This window comes from Leeuwenhoekiella sp. MAR_2009_132, from assembly GCF_000687915.1.
In the GTDB taxonomy this organism is placed as follows: domain Bacteria; phylum Bacteroidota; class Bacteroidia; order Flavobacteriales; family Flavobacteriaceae; genus Leeuwenhoekiella.
This window is the reverse complement of the sequence record NZ_JHZY01000004.1, coordinates 1,180,106-1,197,259: the sequence shown is the minus strand read 5'-3', so window position 1 is coordinate 1,197,259 and position 17,154 is coordinate 1,180,106. Positions and strand designations below refer to the sequence as shown.

Below are 17,154 nucleotides of genomic sequence, written 5' to 3'. Positions count from 1 at the left end.
GGGTTTCTTATAATCTTTATAGTATTGAATCTAAAAGCAGCACATATAATGGTTTTATGCAGTTTTCTGATCTTTTCTTGCAAAGATGATGTGTTGCCAAAGCCTGATGCTTTTTTAGCGCTTAATTACAAAGCTCCTGAATATTCTCTGTATGGTTCAGACGATTGTTCATATGAATTTATGAAAAATGCGCTTGCGGTAGTTCGCTATAAAAGTGATTGCTCTGCCGTTTTAGAATATCCTGCGTTAGATGCTGCGCTGTATCTAACGTACCGGCCTGTTACTAATAATATTAAAGAGTTGTTAATCGATGCTCAAAAACTAACTTATGAGCACGTTATAAAGGCAGACAATATCTCTGAAGAGAAGTATTTTAATGAGGAACACAATGTTTACGGTATGTTTTATGACGTTGCTGGTAACGCAGCTTCACAATCTCAATTTTATGTTACCGATAGCACGGCGCACTTTATAACAGGATCTATCTATTTTAATGTAAAGCCTAACTACGATAGTATTTTACCCGCTGCCGCCTATATGAAAAATGATATCCGTCATATAATGGAAAGTCTTAGGTGGAAGAAATAGCCAGGTACTCGCCGCATAATCCCGTTTTTTAATCACAATTTTGCAGCCAGATTTTGGGCTATGGAAAATGATACTAAAAAATGGATTTACCTCATTATACTCTCGCTGGTTTGGGGCAGTTCTTATATACTTATTAAAAAAGGGTTGCTGGGGTTAACGCCGCTTCAGTTAGGGGCTGTGCGTATTACATTTTCTACAATTTTTCTTTTTCTCATAGGATTTAAATCTCTTTTTAAAATTACCAGAAAGCAGTGGCCCTGGATTGCACTTAGTGCTTTACTAGGTACCTTTCTTCCTGTTTTTTTATTTGCTTATGCAGAAACTGAGATTGATAGCAGTATCGCTTCGATACTAAATTCACTGGTTCCCCTGTTTACTATGTTCTTAGGTTATGTGATTTTTAAAATACCGTTTACTGGAAATCAAGTGCTTGGAGTTTTAATGGGGCTTGCAGGAGCAGGGATTCTTATTTTTAAAGGAGCTGAACTCAACCCAGAACAGAATTATGTGTTTGCAGGTTTTGTTGTTCTTGCGGCGCTGTGTTATGCAGGTAATGCAAATATCATAAAATCGAAATTACAGGAAGTTTCCTCTAAGGCAATTGCAGTAGGTAATTTTACGGTAATGATTATTCCGGCGTTAATTGTTCTTTATTTCTCAGGTGTTTTAGAGCTTGATTTATCAAATAATTTAGTCTCAGAATCTCTGATGTATATAGGTGTGCTTGCTGTAGTGGGAACAGGAATCGCTAAAATTTTATTCAATAGGCTCATTCAGATTTCGTCTGCCGTGTTCTCAACTTCGGTGACCTATTTGATTCCTGTAATTGGTATTTTTTGGGGTTTACTTGATGGTGAATTATTCACCTTAATCCATTTTTTAGGAGCGATGGTTATTCTGGCGGGTGTGTACCTTGTAAACCGTAAACAAAAAAAAGACCGACGATTAAGCCGGTCTTCCTAAGTATTTAAAAAGCTGATTTTTATTTGAAATCTGCTTCAGTAACTCCTTCATTAACCTTTACTTCAGAAAATGTAAACTCAATATTTTGAGGTCCCATAGACTGTGATAATTTGGTAGGAAATTGTACGCCTTTAACTTCTTTGTAGTCCCCAAATAATACGGTTTGAACAAAGGTCTGGCCTTGCATTTCCTGGGTAGTTTCCTCTTTAATTTTTAGACCACTTTCTGTGTCATAAAAAGCTTTTTTCTTTTCATTTAAAGCTAAAACATAAGCGTTTTTACCATCTACTTTTTCGATCTTCTCAAGCTTAATAGTTTCATCATCAAGCATATTTAATTCAGCAACGATAGCAGATTCTGCCTTTAAATCTTTCAGTTGCTCAGGAGTAGGAGTAACTGTTTGACCTTGTGCAGTAATAACAGCGGTATCACCATTAAGTACTTGCTTAGACATTACATTACCCATTACCTCTATCATTTGTACAAACTGTTCTTTGTTTGTTTTTTTCATAGTGAGTTTAAGTGGTGTTCCCTGAACACTGCCTTCGCCAACCATTAAAAGAGATTCAAGAGCTGCTACTTTATCTTTTCCGCCTATTGCCTCCAGATAGTTGTTTAAAACCGTTTGCTTAGTTACACCTTCAGGAAGAGCTACCTCATATTTTGGCTTTTCTACAGCATTACCTTCTTTATCATAAAATTTTACAGGAATTGTTTTTCCTTTAAATGATACGTTTTCAAGGTTGCTCAAGACTTCGCTTCCTTTTCCTGCAATAACAATACGCGAATTATCTGATAAGAAATACTTTTTAGCTACGCGTTGAACATCTGCAATAGTTACAGCATTAATCTTACTTAAGTAATTCTGGTAAAAGTCTTCAGGAAGATTTTCTGTTTCAATATTTAACGCAAAACGCGCTACAGTAGCCGGTTGCTCTAGAGATCTTACAAAACTTCCTACATATTTAGCCTTAGCATTTTTTAGATCTTTTTCTGAAACCGGAGTCTCACGTATTCTATCTATTTCTTCTAAAAATGCCACAACAGAACTGTCTGTAACCATATTTCTAACACTCGCTGAAGCGCTAAACGAAGTCATCCCATATTTGTCATTGCCTATGCTAGAATAAGCTCCGTAAGTATAGCCTTTGTCTTCACGTAGGTTTAAAAACAGGCGGCCTTCACCACCACCACCTAAGATTTGATTTGCCATTAAAACCGGAAAATAATCAGGATCACTCATTTTAAGAGAAACCAGGTTTTCTACAATCACTTCAGACTGCACCGCATTAGGCATATCTATAAAGTCTATTTCTGTACTAACAACATTTTTAGGAGTTGTAAAAGCTGCAGGAAGAGCGCTTCCTTTTTTCCAGTCTTTAAAATTGCTAGTTACTATTTTTTTGATGTTTTTAAAATCAACATCCCCTACCACAACCAGATATGCGTTGTTAGGAATGAAAGCTTTGTTATAAAAAGCTTTAGCATCTGCAAGAGTCACATTCTCTAAGCCTGCTGGCGTCTCAAATTCACCTTTTGGGTGATCTTTACCATAAAGCAATGCACGACTTGCAGTACTTGCAGCTGCAGAAACACTTTTTTCATTTGTTTTTAAGTTGTCTATAAGAAGGGCTTTCTCTTTATTGAATTCTTCTTCAGTAAAATTAGGATTGATTGCTGCATCAGCAAGAAGTTCTAAAATACGATCTGAATATTGAGTAAGACCACTTGCAGCAGCATATTGAGACCCAAAGTTGATACGGGCACCCATAAAATCTACTTCTTCATTATAAGCATCTTTACTAATGCTTGTAGAGCCTTTACCTAATAATGCGCCAGATAATGTTGCAGCTCCTGTTTTGTCTCCTTCCTGAATAGGCGGATTGTCTAACGTAAGTGTGTAGGCAACGCGTGGGAGTTTGTGATTTTCTACAACGATTACCTTTAGACCATTCTTTAATTCGAAGCTCTGAGGTTTGCTGAGGTTAATTTCAGGTGCAGGCCCGGCTTTTGGCATTGTGCTTCTGTCTACCTGTGCGTTAGCGCTAAAACTAGCCGCTAGAACAAGTAAACTAAATATTATTTTTTTCATCAGAATTTGATTTTGTTTGACGTTACTGTTTGATTTATAATAATCTACAGTTTATTTCTCCTCTTTTTTCGGTAGATATTCTACTTCAACACGTTGATTAGGCTTTAAATATTTATTTGCAACCTCTTTAATTTCTTCACGAGTGATAGAACGGTAAATTTCTATTTCTGTATTAATTAGATTAGTATCGTCATAAAGCATATAGTCTGTTGCCAGTGTGCTTGCAATACCTTCAACGCTAGAGTTTGAGTTTACAAAGTTGGTTTCAGCCTTATTTTGAAGTTTTTGAAAATCACTTTCTGAGATTAAATCATTTCGCAAAGCGGCAATTTCTTCTTCCATACCCTCAAGTAGTGTTTCAAGAGAAGTTTCTCCTAAAGGCAAACCATAGATGATATACATACCGTAATCTTCCTGCTCTAAATTTATGGCTCCTATTTGTAGCGCCTGTTTTTTCTCATCAACCATTTTCTTATACAGTTTAGAGCTTTTACCATCGCTTAAATAAGAAGAGATCATATTTAGAACATAAGCATCGTGATCACCATATCCCGGTGTGCGGTATGCGGTAAGAATTGCAGGGACCTGTATATTAGAATCGTAAAACTGAGTTCTTTTTGCTTCAGTAATAGGAGCCTCTTCAGGATAACTGCGTTCTAATTTTGGTCCGCTAGGAATAGGACCAAAATAGTCCTGAATCATTTTTTTTGTTTTTGCGATATCAATATCTCCGGCAACCACTAATGCTGCATTACTAGGTTTGTAATATTTATCGAAGTAAGCTTTAAAATCTTCAAGAGAAGCAGCATCCAGATCTTCCATATAACCTACATTAGGATCTTTATATGGGTGCTTTTCAAACAATTGCTCGCTTATTGCAAATAAAAATTGGCCATAAGGAGAGTTGTCATAACGCAAACGACGCTCTTCTTTAACAACTTCATTTTGAGTGTCTACACCGTCTTGTTTTATAATAGGATGTAACATACGTTCAGACTCCATCCACAGGCCAAGTTCTAGATTATTTGAAGGAAAAACTTCATAATAATACGTTCGATCCTGAGATGTGTTGGCGTTATTAGTACCTCCATTAGAACTCACCATCTCAAACCATTTTCCATTTTCGATGTTTTCTGTTCCTTCAAAAAGTAAATGTTCAAAGAAATGCGCAAAACCGGTTTGCCCATCTTCACGGTCTTTACCACCTACGTGATACATTACAGCTGTAGTAACCACTGGAGCAGTATTGTCCTGATGTAAAATTACGTGAAGACCATTGTCTAAATCATACTCTTCAAATTCAACTTCCTGAGCAGTAGCATTAAAGCTCAAAAGAAGAATTGAAGCAATTGAAAAAAGAGTCTTTTTCATGCTTAAATTTTATTTTTAGTTATACCCATAAGTATATGATTAACAAAAAAAGTTACATAATCTTCATTAAAAGTATGTAATCTCTATTCTTGACGAATTATTTTGCAATAAACAGAGTTTTTAAAGGGAGAATTCTCTTTTTTTAACACGGTGTTAATGACATTAAATTTTAAAAGTGTGAACTTTATGAAAAATCAAAAAAAAAGTTATGCTTAAAGTTGCCCTACCCATTCGTTTTGGTGTTGCTATCACCGCTGGTCTAATCGCTTATTTTTTAGTCCTTGCCCTTTTTGGGTTACATACAAATCCTATATTTAGTCTCTTTAATGGAGTTATTACCGGATTTGGAATTTTTGAATCTATTAAATATTACAAATTAAGTAAAGGAAAAGAATTTGAATATGGTGATGGTTTTTCTGTAGGAATTGTCACCGGTTTTGTTTCTACAATATTGTTTACAGCATTTTTTGCACTATACGCGGGTAATATAAATCCTGATTATCTAGATATTATGATAGGCAGATGGGAGAGTACGTATGACACTAGCCTGGGAAGTGTTGTATTTGTAGTTGCCATTATGGGTTTTGCGACCAGCGCTGTACTAACCTTGAGCTTTATGCAATTGTTTAAACAAAGTTGGAATACAACTAAAAGAGCTAAATAAGTCAATTTTAAATGTTACCATTGGTTTGGATTGTAAGTAAATAGCTGTATATTTGCGCCCTCTTAAATCTAAAGGTTTAAGATTTTAAAAACTATTTAATCATTACGCTATGTACGCAATTGTAGAGATAGCAGGGCAGCAATTTAAAGTTGCAAAAGATCAAAAGGTATTTGTAAACCGTTTGTCAGGAGAAGAAGGAGACGATGTTTCTTTCGATAAAGTTCTTATGACAGGAGATGGTGACAACATCACTTTAGGCGCCCCGGCTATAGAAGGAGCTCTAGTAGGAGCAACAATCACTCGTCACTTAAAAGGAGACAAGGTTATCGTTTTCAAAAAGAAGAGACGTAAAGGTTACAGAAAGAAAAACGGTCACCGTCAATCTTTAACTGAACTTTTAATAGGTGATATCTCATTAAAAGGAGGTAAAAAAGCAGCTAAAACTGAAAGCGCAGCTCCTAAAGCTGAAGCTAAAAGTGAATCTAATGACGATTTAAGTAACAACACTGTTGCTGAATTGAGAGAGATGGCTAAAGAACAAGGACTTGAAGGATATTCTTCAATGAAGAAGGCTGAATTAATTGAAGCTTTAAGTAAATAATAATCTACTAAAAACTTAAATAAGATGGCTCACAAAAAAGGAGTAGGTAGTTCGAAAAACGGTAGAGAATCAGAATCAAAACGCTTAGGTGTTAAGATTTTTGGTGGTCAGGCTGCTATAGCAGGTAATATTATCGTTAGACAACGTGGTAACACGCATCACCCAGGTGATAATGTTTATGGTGGTAAAGACCATACACTACACGCAAGAGTAGACGGTGTTGTTAAATTCACTAAAAAGAAAGACAACAAATCTTACGTTTCTATAGTACCAGCTGCAGAAGCATAAGTAAAACTTATATAATTATTTAAAAGGGTCTCTTTCAGATTGAAAGAGACCCTTTTTTTGTTTATAGTTTAAACTTTATCTAATACTGACGTAACACCGCTACTTTATCTTAGTATGTTAATTCAACCCATTGAGAACCCTACTTTTAATTACATTACTTTGTATTATGGCTCCTTATGCTTTAATACAGGCACAGTCTATTGATAAATCTTTTCAGCATTTTTCAGACTCTCTCTTTTATGTATATAAATTAGAATTAGATACTGCATTAAAACAGTCAGATCGTAATAAAATTGTTGAAGCATATTTAAACCGCGCATCGCTATATAAACAATCTCAGATTTACACAGAAGCAGTCGAGAATTATAGCTTAGCATACAGATATAGCTCAAAAACAGCATATAAAACTAAGTCTTGTATTAAAAATAATCTTGGGGAGATTTATATATTATTAAATAATTATACAAAGGCTCTACAATATTTAAAAGAAGCTTTTGAGATTGCATCAGAAAATAATTTATCTATTGAAAAAGCTAAAAGTTTACGGTTAATAGGTACGTGCAAAGAAAAGCTTGGTGAACCCCACGTAGCGTTGACATATCAAAACAGAAGCTATGCAATTTATAATGAGCAAAATGATTTATATGGGCAGGCCATAGTAAATGAAAATTTAGGAAGTATCTATGAGGACCTTAAAATGTATGATAAAGCGTACAGTCACTTTGAAAAGGCTTTTGTGTATTTTAAAAATACAAATGATGAGTCGCAGATAAATGCTCTTAATAATCTGGCAGATATTTACAGAAAGACTCAAGATTACACGAATGCCCTGATAAAAACAACAGCGGCATTAAATCTTGCACAGCAGTATGGTAATTCACATCAAATACAAAGTGCCTATAAAGATCTTTCTAAAACTTACATTCTAAAAAATGATTTTGAAAAGGGTTATCACTATTTGTCTAAATATCAAAAACGTGTAGAGCAGCAGTTTTATTCTCAAAATTTTAATCAGCTAAATGCGCTTCAAACCATTTTTGACACTAAAGAGAAACAAGCTCAAATTAATTTGCTTGAAGCAAAAAACAAGACGGCAAAAGCTAATTTAGTTATTCTCATCCTGCTTACACTCGTTGCGGTCGTTTCATGTGTTTTAGTTCTTTATATTCAGAAAAGAAGAAGGAGCTTAATTGCCAAGATTCACGCGTATAAACAACGTGCTCTAGAAGCTGAAATAGAACATAAGGTTGCTCAGGAGCAATACTTACAAAATGAAATTCAGCTTAAAACAGCTACACTCTCTAAATACAGCTTAAGCATTTCTCAAAAAAACAAATTAATAGAAGAGGTATCGGGAACACTTCAGAAACTAAGTTCTCGTAAACGAATGGATCTTCCTGTAAAATTAGAAGCCCTATCAAAAGAATTAGATCTTCATCTTGCAGAAGATAATGAGTGGAACCAATTTATGGTTCTATTTGAAGAAATTCATCCCCACTTTACAAAAAATTTAAGTGAAGTTACGTTACATAAGCTTACGGCAACTGAGTTGCGTTTATGTTTGCTTTTAAGACTTAATTTATCATCAAAAGAGATCGCTTCTATTTTACGAATTACGGCAGACAGCGTTCGGGTTGCGAGGTATCGTTTACGCAGAAAACTACCCATAGAAACACAGGAAGAATTAGTGAATTTTATGCTCAGGTTATAAAGGAGAGTGATTCTTTAACAAGATGTTAGTTTTGTGTAAAGTTTAGGTAATTGTTGCCCTGGTGTAGCTTTCAAAATTTACAATCTTTACAATTTGTTGCTTTTAATTTTAGCAGGTGTTTAAAGGGCTCAGGTAAATTTGACAAAATACTAAACACCAAAAAAATGAAAATTATTACCAGTTTAAAGTTGCTCAGTGTAACGCTGCTTTTTGCCTTTAGTAGTACAAGTTTATCTGCGCAAAACAGTAGTATTCAAGGCGTGATTGTAGATGATTATGGAATAAATGTTCCCGGCGCCGCAGTAATGATTGAGGCCTTAAATAAAGGAGCGGTTTCTAATCAAGACGGGAAATTTACCTTTCTTAACATTCCTGAAGGTAGCCATACACTTGCTATTAAATATTTAGGATTTAAAGATATGTTTGTGCCGGTAGATGTCACTAGTGGTAAAACAGCAACGATATCAATTTTGTTAACTTCAGAAGAGACTAAATTAGAAGATGTACAGGTTATAGGTTATAGTTCTGGTGGGCAATCGCGTGCACTTAATACACAAAAGAATAATCTTAATATTACTAATGTTGTTTCTACAGATCAGATAGGTAAGTTTCCTGATGCCAATATAGGTGATGCGGCAAAGCGTATTCCGGGTATTACGATGCAGATAGATCAGGGAGAAGCACGAAATATTATCGTGCGTGGTCTGGCTCCACAGTTAAATTCGGTAACCTTAAACGGAAGCCGTATTCCTTCGGCAGAAGGAGATAATAGAAATGTACAGATGGATTTGATTCCGTCTGATATGATACAAACCATAGAGGTCAATAAAGCTGTAACGCCAGATATGGATGCAGATGCTTTAGGTGGTTCTGTAAACCTTGTAACACGATCTACTCCGCAAAGCTTTAGACTCTCTGCCACGGGTGGAAGTGGAATAAATTTTATTACAGATAAACGTATTCTAAGCGGGTCGTTTCTTGTAGGCGATCGTTCAAAAAACAAAAAGTTTGGCTGGCTTGTTTCTGCATCCATAAATGACAATGATTTTGGTAGCGATAATGTAGAAGCAGAATGGGCAGATACATTTGAATATACAAACGCAGCTGGTGAGGAGACTGAGGTTGATGTCAATCCGTATGTGGCTGTTTTTGAAACGCGTAAATATCTTGTTCAACGAGTAAGACGCAGTTTTTCTGCAAACCTAGACTACAACATTGATGAGAATAATGAGATTTATTTAAAAACGATGTATAACTGGCGTGATGATCGGGAGAATCGTTTTGCCTATTCTTCTGAAATTTTAGATGCTGAAGATATTCTTGAAAGTGATTTTGATCTGGTTAACAATACACCTTCGCGTTTTCCGGTTGAAGCAAAAAGAGAAACTAAAGGAGGTATCCCCGGTGGAAGAAATCAAAACAGACGTCTTGAAGATCAGCGTATGCAGAACTATAGTCTGGGAGGAAATCACGTTTTTGGAAATCTTAAATTCACCTGGATGGGTTCTTTTGCAAAAGCATCTGAAGAACGGCCTAATGAGCGTTATTTAGTTTACGCTTCGGAATATGGTATAAACAATGAAGTTGTTGACACACGTTACCCATTGCATATGCCCGAAGAAACAGAAGATTTCACAAATTTCGAATTTGATGAGTTGACTGAAGAATATCAATTTACAGAAGAAAAGGACCTTAACTTTTTTGCCAATTTTGAGCTCCCGGCAGACTTTTTTAATACCGGAAGTGGGAGTATAAAATTTGGTGTTCGTGGTCGTTTTAAAAATAAGAATAGAGACAATAGCTTCTTTGAATATGCACCGCTTACCGGCACTTTAGATAATCTATCTCTTGTAGAGCAACGTATTTATAGTGGTAACGATTTTCTTGCAGGATCTCAATATAAACCCGGTGTTTTTGCATCCCCACAATTTTTAGGAGGTTTAAATCTACAAGATGTAACAGCTTTTGAAGGTGAGGCTGTGCCTGATGAATATCTGGGTGATAATTTTGACGTGACAGAAAATGTGTTTGCAGGTTATATAATGACTAATCAAAAGCTTACCGAAAAACTTGACGCGTTAATAGGTTTAAGAATAGAGAATACACGTATTGAGAGTATAGGAAACAGTTTTAATGTAGATGAGCCAGAAGATGTTACACAGGTTAATGATGAGAGCTCCTATACTAATATACTGCCGGGAGTGCATTTTAAATACAATGCCTCAGAATCAACAGTTTTGCGCTTTGCGTGGACAAATACACTAGCCCGGCCTAATTATATAGATCTGGTGCCTTACAGACAACGCGAAGACGATGAGATCTCAATAGGAAATCCGCAATTAGAACCTACAACTTCTATGAATTTTGATTTTATGGCAGAGCGATATTTTGAGTCTGTAGGGATTATTTCAGGCGGAATGTTTTACAAAAATATTCAGGATTTTATTTACACTCAAAAAACAGATCAGGAAGATGGTATAGAGTTATTTCAGCCTTTAAATGGTGACAAAGCAACCATCTTTGGAGCTGAAGTTGCTTTTCAGCGACAGCTAGATTTCCTGCCGGGTTTCCTCAAGAACTTTGGTATCTATGTAAACTACACCTATCTAAATTCTGAAGCTAAGGGTATTGCAAATGAAGATGGTGACTTGCGCGGTGATCTCGATTTACCAGGCTCTTCTCCTAATATGTTTAATGCTTCATTATCTTATGGTGACAGCTGGTTTAGTGCTCGTTTATCTGGTAATTATTCTGATGCTTATTTAGACGAATTAGGAGGCAATGCTTTTGAAGATCGTTTTTATGATGAGCAGTTCTTTTTAGATTTTAATGCAACTGTTTTCTTATCTAAAAATCTTCAGGTATTTGCAAACCTCAACAATATTACAAATCAGCCTTTGCGTTATTATCAAGGAGTGCAGGATAGAACCATGCAGATGGAATACTACAATACGCGTTTAACCTTTGGTATAAAATATGACTTATTTTAAAATGAAAAACTTCAAAATTATAGCATTTCTAAGCGGTATTTCTATAGTGATTTCCTGCGGAAGTAGTAAATCTAAATTGCCTGAGATTAAACCCGATCTAATAACAGAGCACGTTAAATATGATACAGATGACCCTGCGATTTGGATAAATCCTGAAGATGCATCGAAGAGTATTGTTTTTGGTACAGATAAAGAGAGTGATGGAGCGATCTATGCTTTTGATCTCAACGGAAAGATTATAGAATCAAAAACCATTCGCGGTATTCAAAGACCTAACAATGTAGATCTGCGCTACAATTTTCCTGTGACTGATTCTACTACGACAGATATCATTGCTTTTACTGAGAGGGAACGTAAAATGTTGCGCATCTATTCGGTTCCTGATATGAAACCTTTAGATGGTGGTGGATTTCCTGTATTTGCAGATGATAGCGATTCTAATACAGAATTTCAATCTCCTATGGGTGTGAGTTTATACAAGTCGGCAATTGACAGCTCATTCTATGCGATTGTAGGCCGAAAATCTGGGCCTTTAGAAAACTACTTATATCAGTATAAAATCACGACAAAATCAGACAGTTTAGTAGGATTTGACTTGGTACGTAAATTTGGTCAATTTAGTGGTAAAAAGGAAATTGAAGCTATTGCGGTAGACGATGCGATGGGTTTTATTTATTATTCAGATGAAGGAGATGGTATTAAAAAATATTTTGCAGAACCTGATAAGGGTAATGAGCAGGTAAGCTCTTTTGGATTTGCAGATTTTCAGAATGATATTGAGGGTATAGCGATTGCAACTTATGAAGATGGCACAGGTTTTTTAATAGTATCAGACCAGCAACGGGGCAGTTTAACATTTATGATCGCAAAACAAATGCTTTTATAAAGGCTTTAAATCTTACAACGACAGAAACAGACGGTTGTGATGTAGTAACGGTACCTCTCAATAGTACATTTAAAAACGGCTTGTTTGTAGCCATGAATGACGACGGTACTTTTTATTTTTATGATTTAGCAAAGCTGAAGTAGTTAAGAAAAATAGGTTGAAAACCAAAAAACCCCTCTTAAATACATTTAAGAGGGGTTTTGCACTTTAAGTGTTATCAATTATAAGCCAGGATATGTTCCTGTAATAATCTCGACACCATCAATTATCCATCCTACTACAAAGAATCCTGCAGTTAGGATAAAGAGAATGTTCCATAAAATAGGGCTTCCTAAGTACCATCTGTGCGCAGCAAAGGCTCCTAAAAATAACCAAAGCAAGATTGCAACGGTTTGACGATCTGCAGCAACAGCAGCCGGTGACACGAGTTCACTGCTAGCTTCATCGGCTGTATTTAGTTCGGTTGTAACTTTTGCTTTGCGCTCTACAGGAAAGCCTGCAAAAGTTGTTGTTGATATCATTAGCAGAAGTGCCAGTGAAAGAATAATTTTGAAATTCATAGAGTTTAGTGGTTAAATTAGACTTTTAAAAATTACGCTATTTTGAGAAGAAAATCCTACACGCTCGTATTGTTTTTGATTTGTTTAACTTTTAGTAATTCGGCAACAGCACAGGAGTTTGAATTTTTTGGAGTTATAAAACTAAACGATACTTCTCTAATAAGTTATAAGCTGTTGTTTAACAGGGTAAATGATTCAATACAAGGGTATTCTCTAACAGATTTTTCTGGAAAGCACGAGACCAAATCCAACATAAAAGGATATTATAATGCTGATAAAAATCTATTGACTTTTAAAGAGTATGATATCGTTTATACAAAGTCTCCTGTAGTACAGGAAGATTTTTGTTTTGTAAACTTTAAAGGAAACGTTCGCGACCTTGATAAAGTGAAGGCGTTTAGTGGTGATTTTAAAGGCTTATATACTAATGGTGAATCTTGTCTCGATGGCGTTATCGTGGTGAACTCAGGTCAGGAAGTACGTAAACGCGTAGAAAAAATAGATAAGGTTATACAGAAGTCTAAGAAGTTTTCAGATTCGGTTAAACAGAATATCAAAGTAGCGCGGGTTTTAGATACCCTTACGCGAAATATTATCGCAAAAAATGAGAACTTAAATATTTTTACCCGCGATCAGAACATAAAGCTGGCAATCTACGATGCCGGCAAAGAAGACGGTGATATTATTAATTTGTTTGTAGATGAAAAACCTGTGCTGGAAAACTTTACAGTAACGCGTGCTAAAAAGCATATGGAATTTAAACTTTCTAAACCCGCCACAGTGATTCGGGTAGAGGCTATTAGTGAAGGTACGTCTTCTCCTAATACCGTTCGCCTAGAAGTGATAGACACCCGAAATTTTGTGAGAACCATTACAAATCTTAAAGCCGGCGAAAAAGCAGAGATGACCATTATAAAAAAATAACCCCCACATTGAAGCGAGGGTTACTAAAATTAATTTCCTTTATTTCTAAACCAGATATTTCTGCCAAGAAAGAATGCAGAAGTGAGTAAAAATATACTTAGAATTAAATGTCCTAGAAAAGCTCCTTCTCCATAATCACTTAAATTCTTAAGTTGAAATGTTATGAGTTTTAGTAGGTAGTATATTGATCTTATAACTAGTAAAAGGCATAGAAAGAAAAGTATTTTTTTAATCATATTAATACTTTACAATTGTGGTTGTAGGCGTGTATAGACCAAAAGTAATTGCATTAACCAGACCATTTACAAAAGAGTGTTTTGTAGTTACGGTATAATCTTTAGCTCCATTAGCCATTACCTCTGGTTTAGAAACTCCTACGGGAGCAAGACCACCTATTAAGTAATGATTCCATTGTGTTACTTCAGTGTTTCCTTTAGCTCCTGCACCTACTACGCTAGTTTGTACGTAGCACGATGTAGCCATAAGAGCTAGTGCCCCTACGATAAATAATTGTTGAAATTTGTTCATAATCTGATTTTAAATTAAGGTGCTAAATTAACATTTAAATAATTTTAACAAAATATATTTCCGAAAATCATACTGTATTTTTTGAATGATTATTTTAATTAGTACAGGTACGAAAATCAGTGTTATAATTTTAAAAGTATCAAAAAAAAATAACCCCCGCATTGCTGCGAGGGTTTGGCTAAGAGTATAAATCTAAGATTTAATACCTCTATTAGTATCTGTAATACTCAGGCTTATATGGGCCTGCAACAGTTACCCCTATATATTCAGCTTGTTCTGTACTTAATTCGGTAAGTTCTACACCTATTTTCTCTAGGTGTAAAGCAGCTACTTTTTCATCTAAATGCTTAGGAAGCATATAAACGTCATTGTCATAGTTAGCAGAATTTTTCCAAAGTTCAATTTGTGCTAAAGTCTGGTTTGTAAATGAGTTACTCATTACAAAACTTGGGTGACCCGTTGCACAACCTAAGTTCACAAGACGACCTTCAGCAAGAAGAATAATATCTTTACCGTCTATCGTGTATTTGTCAACCTGCGGCTTAATCTCATCTTTAGTAGAACCGTAGTTTTCATTTAACCATGCTACTTGTATCTCGTTATCAAAGTGGCCTATGTTACAAACTATGGTTTTATCTTTCATCGCTTTAAAGTGCTCAGCACGTACAATGTCTTTATTTCCTGTAGTAGTGATCACGATATCTGCAGTGCTTACAACGCTTTCTAGGCGTTTAACCTCAAAACCGTCCATTGCAGCTTGTAATGCACAAATAGGGTCAATTTCGGTAACCGTAACAATAGAACCCGCACCTTTAAAAGAAGCAGCTGTACCTTTACCTACATCCCCATAACCACAAACTACAACACGTTTACCGGCAAGCATAATATCTGTTGCACGACGCACAGCATCAACAGCACTTTCGCGACAACCATATTTGTTGTCAAATTTAGATTTAGTAACGCTATCATTAATATTAATAGCAGGCATCATTAAGCTTCCTTTTTTTACGCGCTCATATAAACGGTGAACTCCTGTAGTAGTTTCTTCAGAAATACCTTTAATTGCAGCACCTAACTCAGGATACTCATCTAGTACCATATTTGTTAAATCACCACCATCATCAAGTATCATATTTAATGGCTTACGATCTTCACCAAAGAAAAGCGTTTGCTCAATACACCAGTTAAATTCTTCTTCACTTAAACCTTTCCAGGCATACACAGGAATCCCCGCTGCTGCAATTGCTGCTGCTGCGTGATCTTGTGTAGAGAAAATATTACAAGAGCTCCAGGTCACATCTGCACCTAGCGCAACAAGTGTTTCAATTAATACTGCTGTTTGAATTGTCATATGCAGACATCCTGCAATACGCGCTCCTTTAAGAGGTTGCTCGGCACCATATTCTTCTCTCAAAGCCATAAGTCCCGGCATCTCTGCCTCAGCTAATTCAATTTCTTTTCTACCCCAAGCAGCTAAAGAAATATCTTTAACTTTATAAGGTACATACTGTACTGTTTTCGTTGACATAGTCTTATATTTACAATTCTTATTTTTTGCAAAAATACGTAATAATCACTACTTAACGTGCCACTTTTCAAAACAATAACACCTAACTCTACCACTCAAGTTTATATTTGGAAAGTGGAAGAGCCTCTTGAAGTTTTAGCTAAATCTGTAAATCTTACTCCGCATTGCCAGACTCGTTTTGACAGTATGAAGTCAGAATTACACCGCAAAGGTTTTTTGAGTATAAGACATCTTTTACACGTTGCAGGTTATACAGATCAAGACTTGTATTATACAGAGAATGGAAAGCCGCATCTTAAAGACGGTAAGCATATCTCAATAACACACTCCTATAATTTTACAGCGATAATCGTAAGTGATATTTCTGAAGTAGGTATAGATATTGAAATGCAGCGCGATAAAATCTTACGCATTGCATCCCGCTTTACTCCCTTAAAAGAATACAAAACTCTGGCAAATGATGAAGCTGTTGTGCGCAAACTCACCATTGTTTGGGGAGCAAAAGAATCATTATATAAAATATACGGGGTTAAAGGGCTCAGCTTTCTACAACATATTAATGTAGCTGATTTTGATTTTGATGACTATAAATCAACAGCGGTTATAAATTATCACGGGAGTCAGAGTGAGTACAGTATTGATTTTCTCGAGTTTGAAGGCTTTACCTGTGTATATGCTTTGGCTTTATGATCAAAAATTTAAAGAAAAGTAAAAAAGAAGTCTACACGCATTTTCTAAATGCAGCACAAAACAGGCAGTCTCTCTTTGCAATCTTATTTGATCCCGAAGAATTTGATGGTAAGGCTATTGAAAATCAGCTAAAGCGAATTCCAAAAAACACCACACACATTTTAGTAGGAGGTAGCACAGCGACTCAATCTCAAACGCAAGTAGCCGTTCGTTATATTAAAGAACAGTGTAAATTACCGGTTGTATTATTTCCCGGAGATTACCGGCATATTACAGCAGAAGCAGATGCATTACTTTTTTTAAGTTTACTTTCTGGGGACAATGCAGAATACCTCATACATCAGCAAATAAAGTCTGTAGACATACTTAGAGATACAGATATAGAGATTATACCTACCGGTTATATTTTAATAGATGGTGGAATTGAAACTGCAGTTCAGCGGGTAAGCAACACTCAGCCGTTATCTCAAAACAATATTGATCTCATTGTAAATACTGCACTTGCGGGGCAGTATACAGGTAAAAAATTAATTTATTTAGAGGCGGGTAGTGGAGCTGTGAATCGGGTTTCCGTACAAATTATAGAGGCTGTAAAAAAAGCGATTGCAATACCTTTAATTGTAGGAGGCGGAATACGCACTCAACAGCAGTTGCAAGATGCATATCGCGCAGGAGCCGATATGATTGTGGTAGGAAATGCTTTTGAAAAAGGCGATTTTTAAGACCCTCGTATTGTTGAGATAGTTCTATATTATCGCAGAAATAAAATA

At 35.7% G+C, this 17,154-nt stretch carries 16 protein-coding genes; 11 read left to right on the top strand and 5 right to left on the bottom strand.

Annotated features, from left to right (window positions below; genetic code table 11):
* Positions 1 to 24 precede the first annotated feature (24 nt).
* Positions 25 to 588, top strand: a complete 564-nt coding sequence (gene gldD, locus P164_RS13605) for a gliding motility lipoprotein GldD (protein WP_410503388.1) — start codon at positions 25 to 27, stop codon at positions 586 to 588.
* A 60-nt stretch (positions 589 to 648) separates the two neighbouring features.
* Entirely contained in the window at positions 649 to 1,551 is a 903-nt protein-coding gene (locus P164_RS13600) for a DMT family transporter (protein ID WP_028376881.1), read from the top strand.
* Between the two features lie 19 nt (positions 1,552 to 1,570).
* Here the strand turns inward: P164_RS13600 and P164_RS13595 are convergent, their stop codons facing one another.
* Positions 1,571 to 3,643 carry an insulinase family protein gene (locus P164_RS13595; protein WP_028376880.1) on the bottom strand — a complete coding sequence of 691 codons (2,073 nt, stop codon included), beginning with the start codon at positions 3,641 to 3,643 and terminating at the stop codon, positions 1,571 to 1,573.
* 51 nt (positions 3,644 to 3,694) lie between these two features.
* On the bottom strand, positions 3,695 to 5,014 hold the full coding sequence (locus P164_RS13590) for a M16 family metallopeptidase (protein ID WP_028376879.1): 1,320 nt from the start codon (positions 5,012 to 5,014) through the stop codon (positions 3,695 to 3,697).
* A gap of 208 nt (positions 5,015 to 5,222) precedes the next feature.
* Between P164_RS13590 and P164_RS13585 the strand changes: the two genes are divergently transcribed.
* The 6 genes from P164_RS13585 to P164_RS13560 all read left to right on the top strand — a co-directional run bounded on the left by P164_RS13585 (position 5,223) and on the right by P164_RS13560 (position 12,154).
* The gene (locus P164_RS13585) at positions 5,223 to 5,678 is read left to right on the top strand and encodes a DUF4199 family protein (RefSeq protein ID WP_028376878.1); all 456 of its coding nucleotides are present in this window, start codon (positions 5,223 to 5,225) and stop codon (positions 5,676 to 5,678) included.
* A 109-nt stretch (positions 5,679 to 5,787) separates the two neighbouring features.
* Complete coding sequence (gene rplU, locus P164_RS13580) at positions 5,788 to 6,279, top strand: 50S ribosomal protein L21 (protein ID WP_028376877.1); 492 nt, start codon at positions 5,788 to 5,790, stop codon at positions 6,277 to 6,279.
* Between the two features lie 24 nt (positions 6,280 to 6,303).
* A complete protein-coding gene (rpmA, locus tag P164_RS13575; RefSeq protein WP_028376876.1) occupies positions 6,304 to 6,567 on the top strand; it encodes a 50S ribosomal protein L27 in 264 nt (87 codons plus the stop codon).
* Between the two features lie 166 nt (positions 6,568 to 6,733).
* Positions 6,734 to 8,278, top strand: a complete 1,545-nt coding sequence (locus P164_RS13570) for a tetratricopeptide repeat protein (RefSeq protein ID WP_028376875.1) — start codon at positions 6,734 to 6,736, stop codon at positions 8,276 to 8,278.
* A 164-nt stretch (positions 8,279 to 8,442) separates the two neighbouring features.
* Entirely contained in the window at positions 8,443 to 11,268 is a 2,826-nt protein-coding gene (locus P164_RS13565; RefSeq protein WP_028376874.1) for a TonB-dependent receptor, read from the top strand.
* Positions 11,255 to 12,154, top strand: a complete 900-nt coding sequence (locus P164_RS13560) for a phytase (RefSeq protein ID WP_316930210.1) — start codon at positions 11,255 to 11,257, stop codon at positions 12,152 to 12,154. The genes P164_RS13565 and P164_RS13560 overlap by 14 nt, the downstream gene beginning before the upstream one ends.
* A gap of 221 nt (positions 12,155 to 12,375) precedes the next feature.
* Here the strand turns inward: P164_RS13560 and P164_RS13555 are convergent, their stop codons facing one another.
* Entirely contained in the window at positions 12,376 to 12,714 is a 339-nt protein-coding gene (locus tag P164_RS13555) for a TM2 domain-containing protein (protein WP_028376873.1), read from the bottom strand.
* A 42-nt stretch (positions 12,715 to 12,756) separates the two neighbouring features.
* Between P164_RS13555 and P164_RS13550 the strand changes: the two genes are divergently transcribed.
* Positions 12,757 to 13,638 (top strand): hypothetical protein, encoded by an 882-nt coding sequence (locus tag P164_RS13550; RefSeq protein WP_234405867.1) that lies wholly within the window; start codon positions 12,757 to 12,759, stop codon positions 13,636 to 13,638.
* A gap of 237 nt (positions 13,639 to 13,875) precedes the next feature.
* Here the strand turns inward: P164_RS13550 and P164_RS13540 are convergent, their stop codons facing one another.
* Positions 13,876 to 14,166, bottom strand: a complete 291-nt coding sequence (locus P164_RS13540) for a Bor family protein (RefSeq protein WP_051621358.1) — start codon at positions 14,164 to 14,166, stop codon at positions 13,876 to 13,878.
* Between the two features lie 211 nt (positions 14,167 to 14,377).
* A complete protein-coding gene (gene ahcY, locus P164_RS13535) occupies positions 14,378 to 15,694 on the bottom strand; it encodes an adenosylhomocysteinase (protein ID WP_028376869.1) in 1,317 nt (438 codons plus the stop codon).
* A 57-nt stretch (positions 15,695 to 15,751) separates the two neighbouring features.
* On the opposite strand from ahcY, the gene P164_RS13530 reads away from it, so the two are divergent.
* Positions 15,752 to 16,384: a 4'-phosphopantetheinyl transferase family protein gene (locus P164_RS13530; protein WP_028376868.1), complete on the top strand. Its 633-nt coding sequence runs from the start codon at positions 15,752 to 15,754 to the stop codon at positions 16,382 to 16,384.
* A complete protein-coding gene (locus tag P164_RS13525) occupies positions 16,381 to 17,106 on the top strand; it encodes a geranylgeranylglyceryl/heptaprenylglyceryl phosphate synthase (RefSeq protein WP_028376867.1) in 726 nt (241 codons plus the stop codon). The genes P164_RS13530 and P164_RS13525 overlap by 4 nt, the downstream gene beginning before the upstream one ends.
* Positions 17,107 to 17,154 lie beyond the last annotated feature (48 nt).

Coding starts and splice junctions, on each gene's coding strand:
- P164_RS13565 (WP_028376874.1), top strand. CDS start 8,443: ATGAAAATTATTACCAGTTTAAAGTTGCTCAGTGTAACGCTGCTTTTT.
- P164_RS13555 (WP_028376873.1), bottom strand. CDS start 12,714: ATGAATTTCAAAATTATTCTTTCACTGGCACTTCTGCTAATGATATCA.
- P164_RS13585 (WP_028376878.1), top strand. CDS start 5,223: ATGCTTAAAGTTGCCCTACCCATTCGTTTTGGTGTTGCTATCACCGCT.
- rplU (WP_028376877.1), top strand. CDS start 5,788: ATGTACGCAATTGTAGAGATAGCAGGGCAGCAATTTAAAGTTGCAAAA.
- P164_RS13540 (WP_051621358.1), bottom strand. CDS start 14,166: ATGAACAAATTTCAACAATTATTTATCGTAGGGGCACTAGCTCTTATG.
- P164_RS13560 (WP_316930210.1), top strand. CDS start 11,255: ATGACTTATTTTAAAATGAAAAACTTCAAAATTATAGCATTTCTAAGC.
- P164_RS13570 (WP_028376875.1), top strand. CDS start 6,734: ATGGCTCCTTATGCTTTAATACAGGCACAGTCTATTGATAAATCTTTT.
- P164_RS13590 (WP_028376879.1), bottom strand. CDS start 5,014: ATGAAAAAGACTCTTTTTTCAATTGCTTCAATTCTTCTTTTGAGCTTT.
- rpmA (WP_028376876.1), top strand. CDS start 6,304: ATGGCTCACAAAAAAGGAGTAGGTAGTTCGAAAAACGGTAGAGAATCA.
- P164_RS13525 (WP_028376867.1), top strand. CDS start 16,381: ATGATCAAAAATTTAAAGAAAAGTAAAAAAGAAGTCTACACGCATTTT.
- P164_RS13595 (WP_028376880.1), bottom strand. CDS start 3,643: ATGAAAAAAATAATATTTAGTTTACTTGTTCTAGCGGCTAGTTTTAGC.
- P164_RS13600 (WP_028376881.1), top strand. CDS start 649: ATGGAAAATGATACTAAAAAATGGATTTACCTCATTATACTCTCGCTG.
- ahcY (WP_028376869.1), bottom strand. CDS start 15,694: ATGTCAACGAAAACAGTACAGTATGTACCTTATAAAGTTAAAGATATT.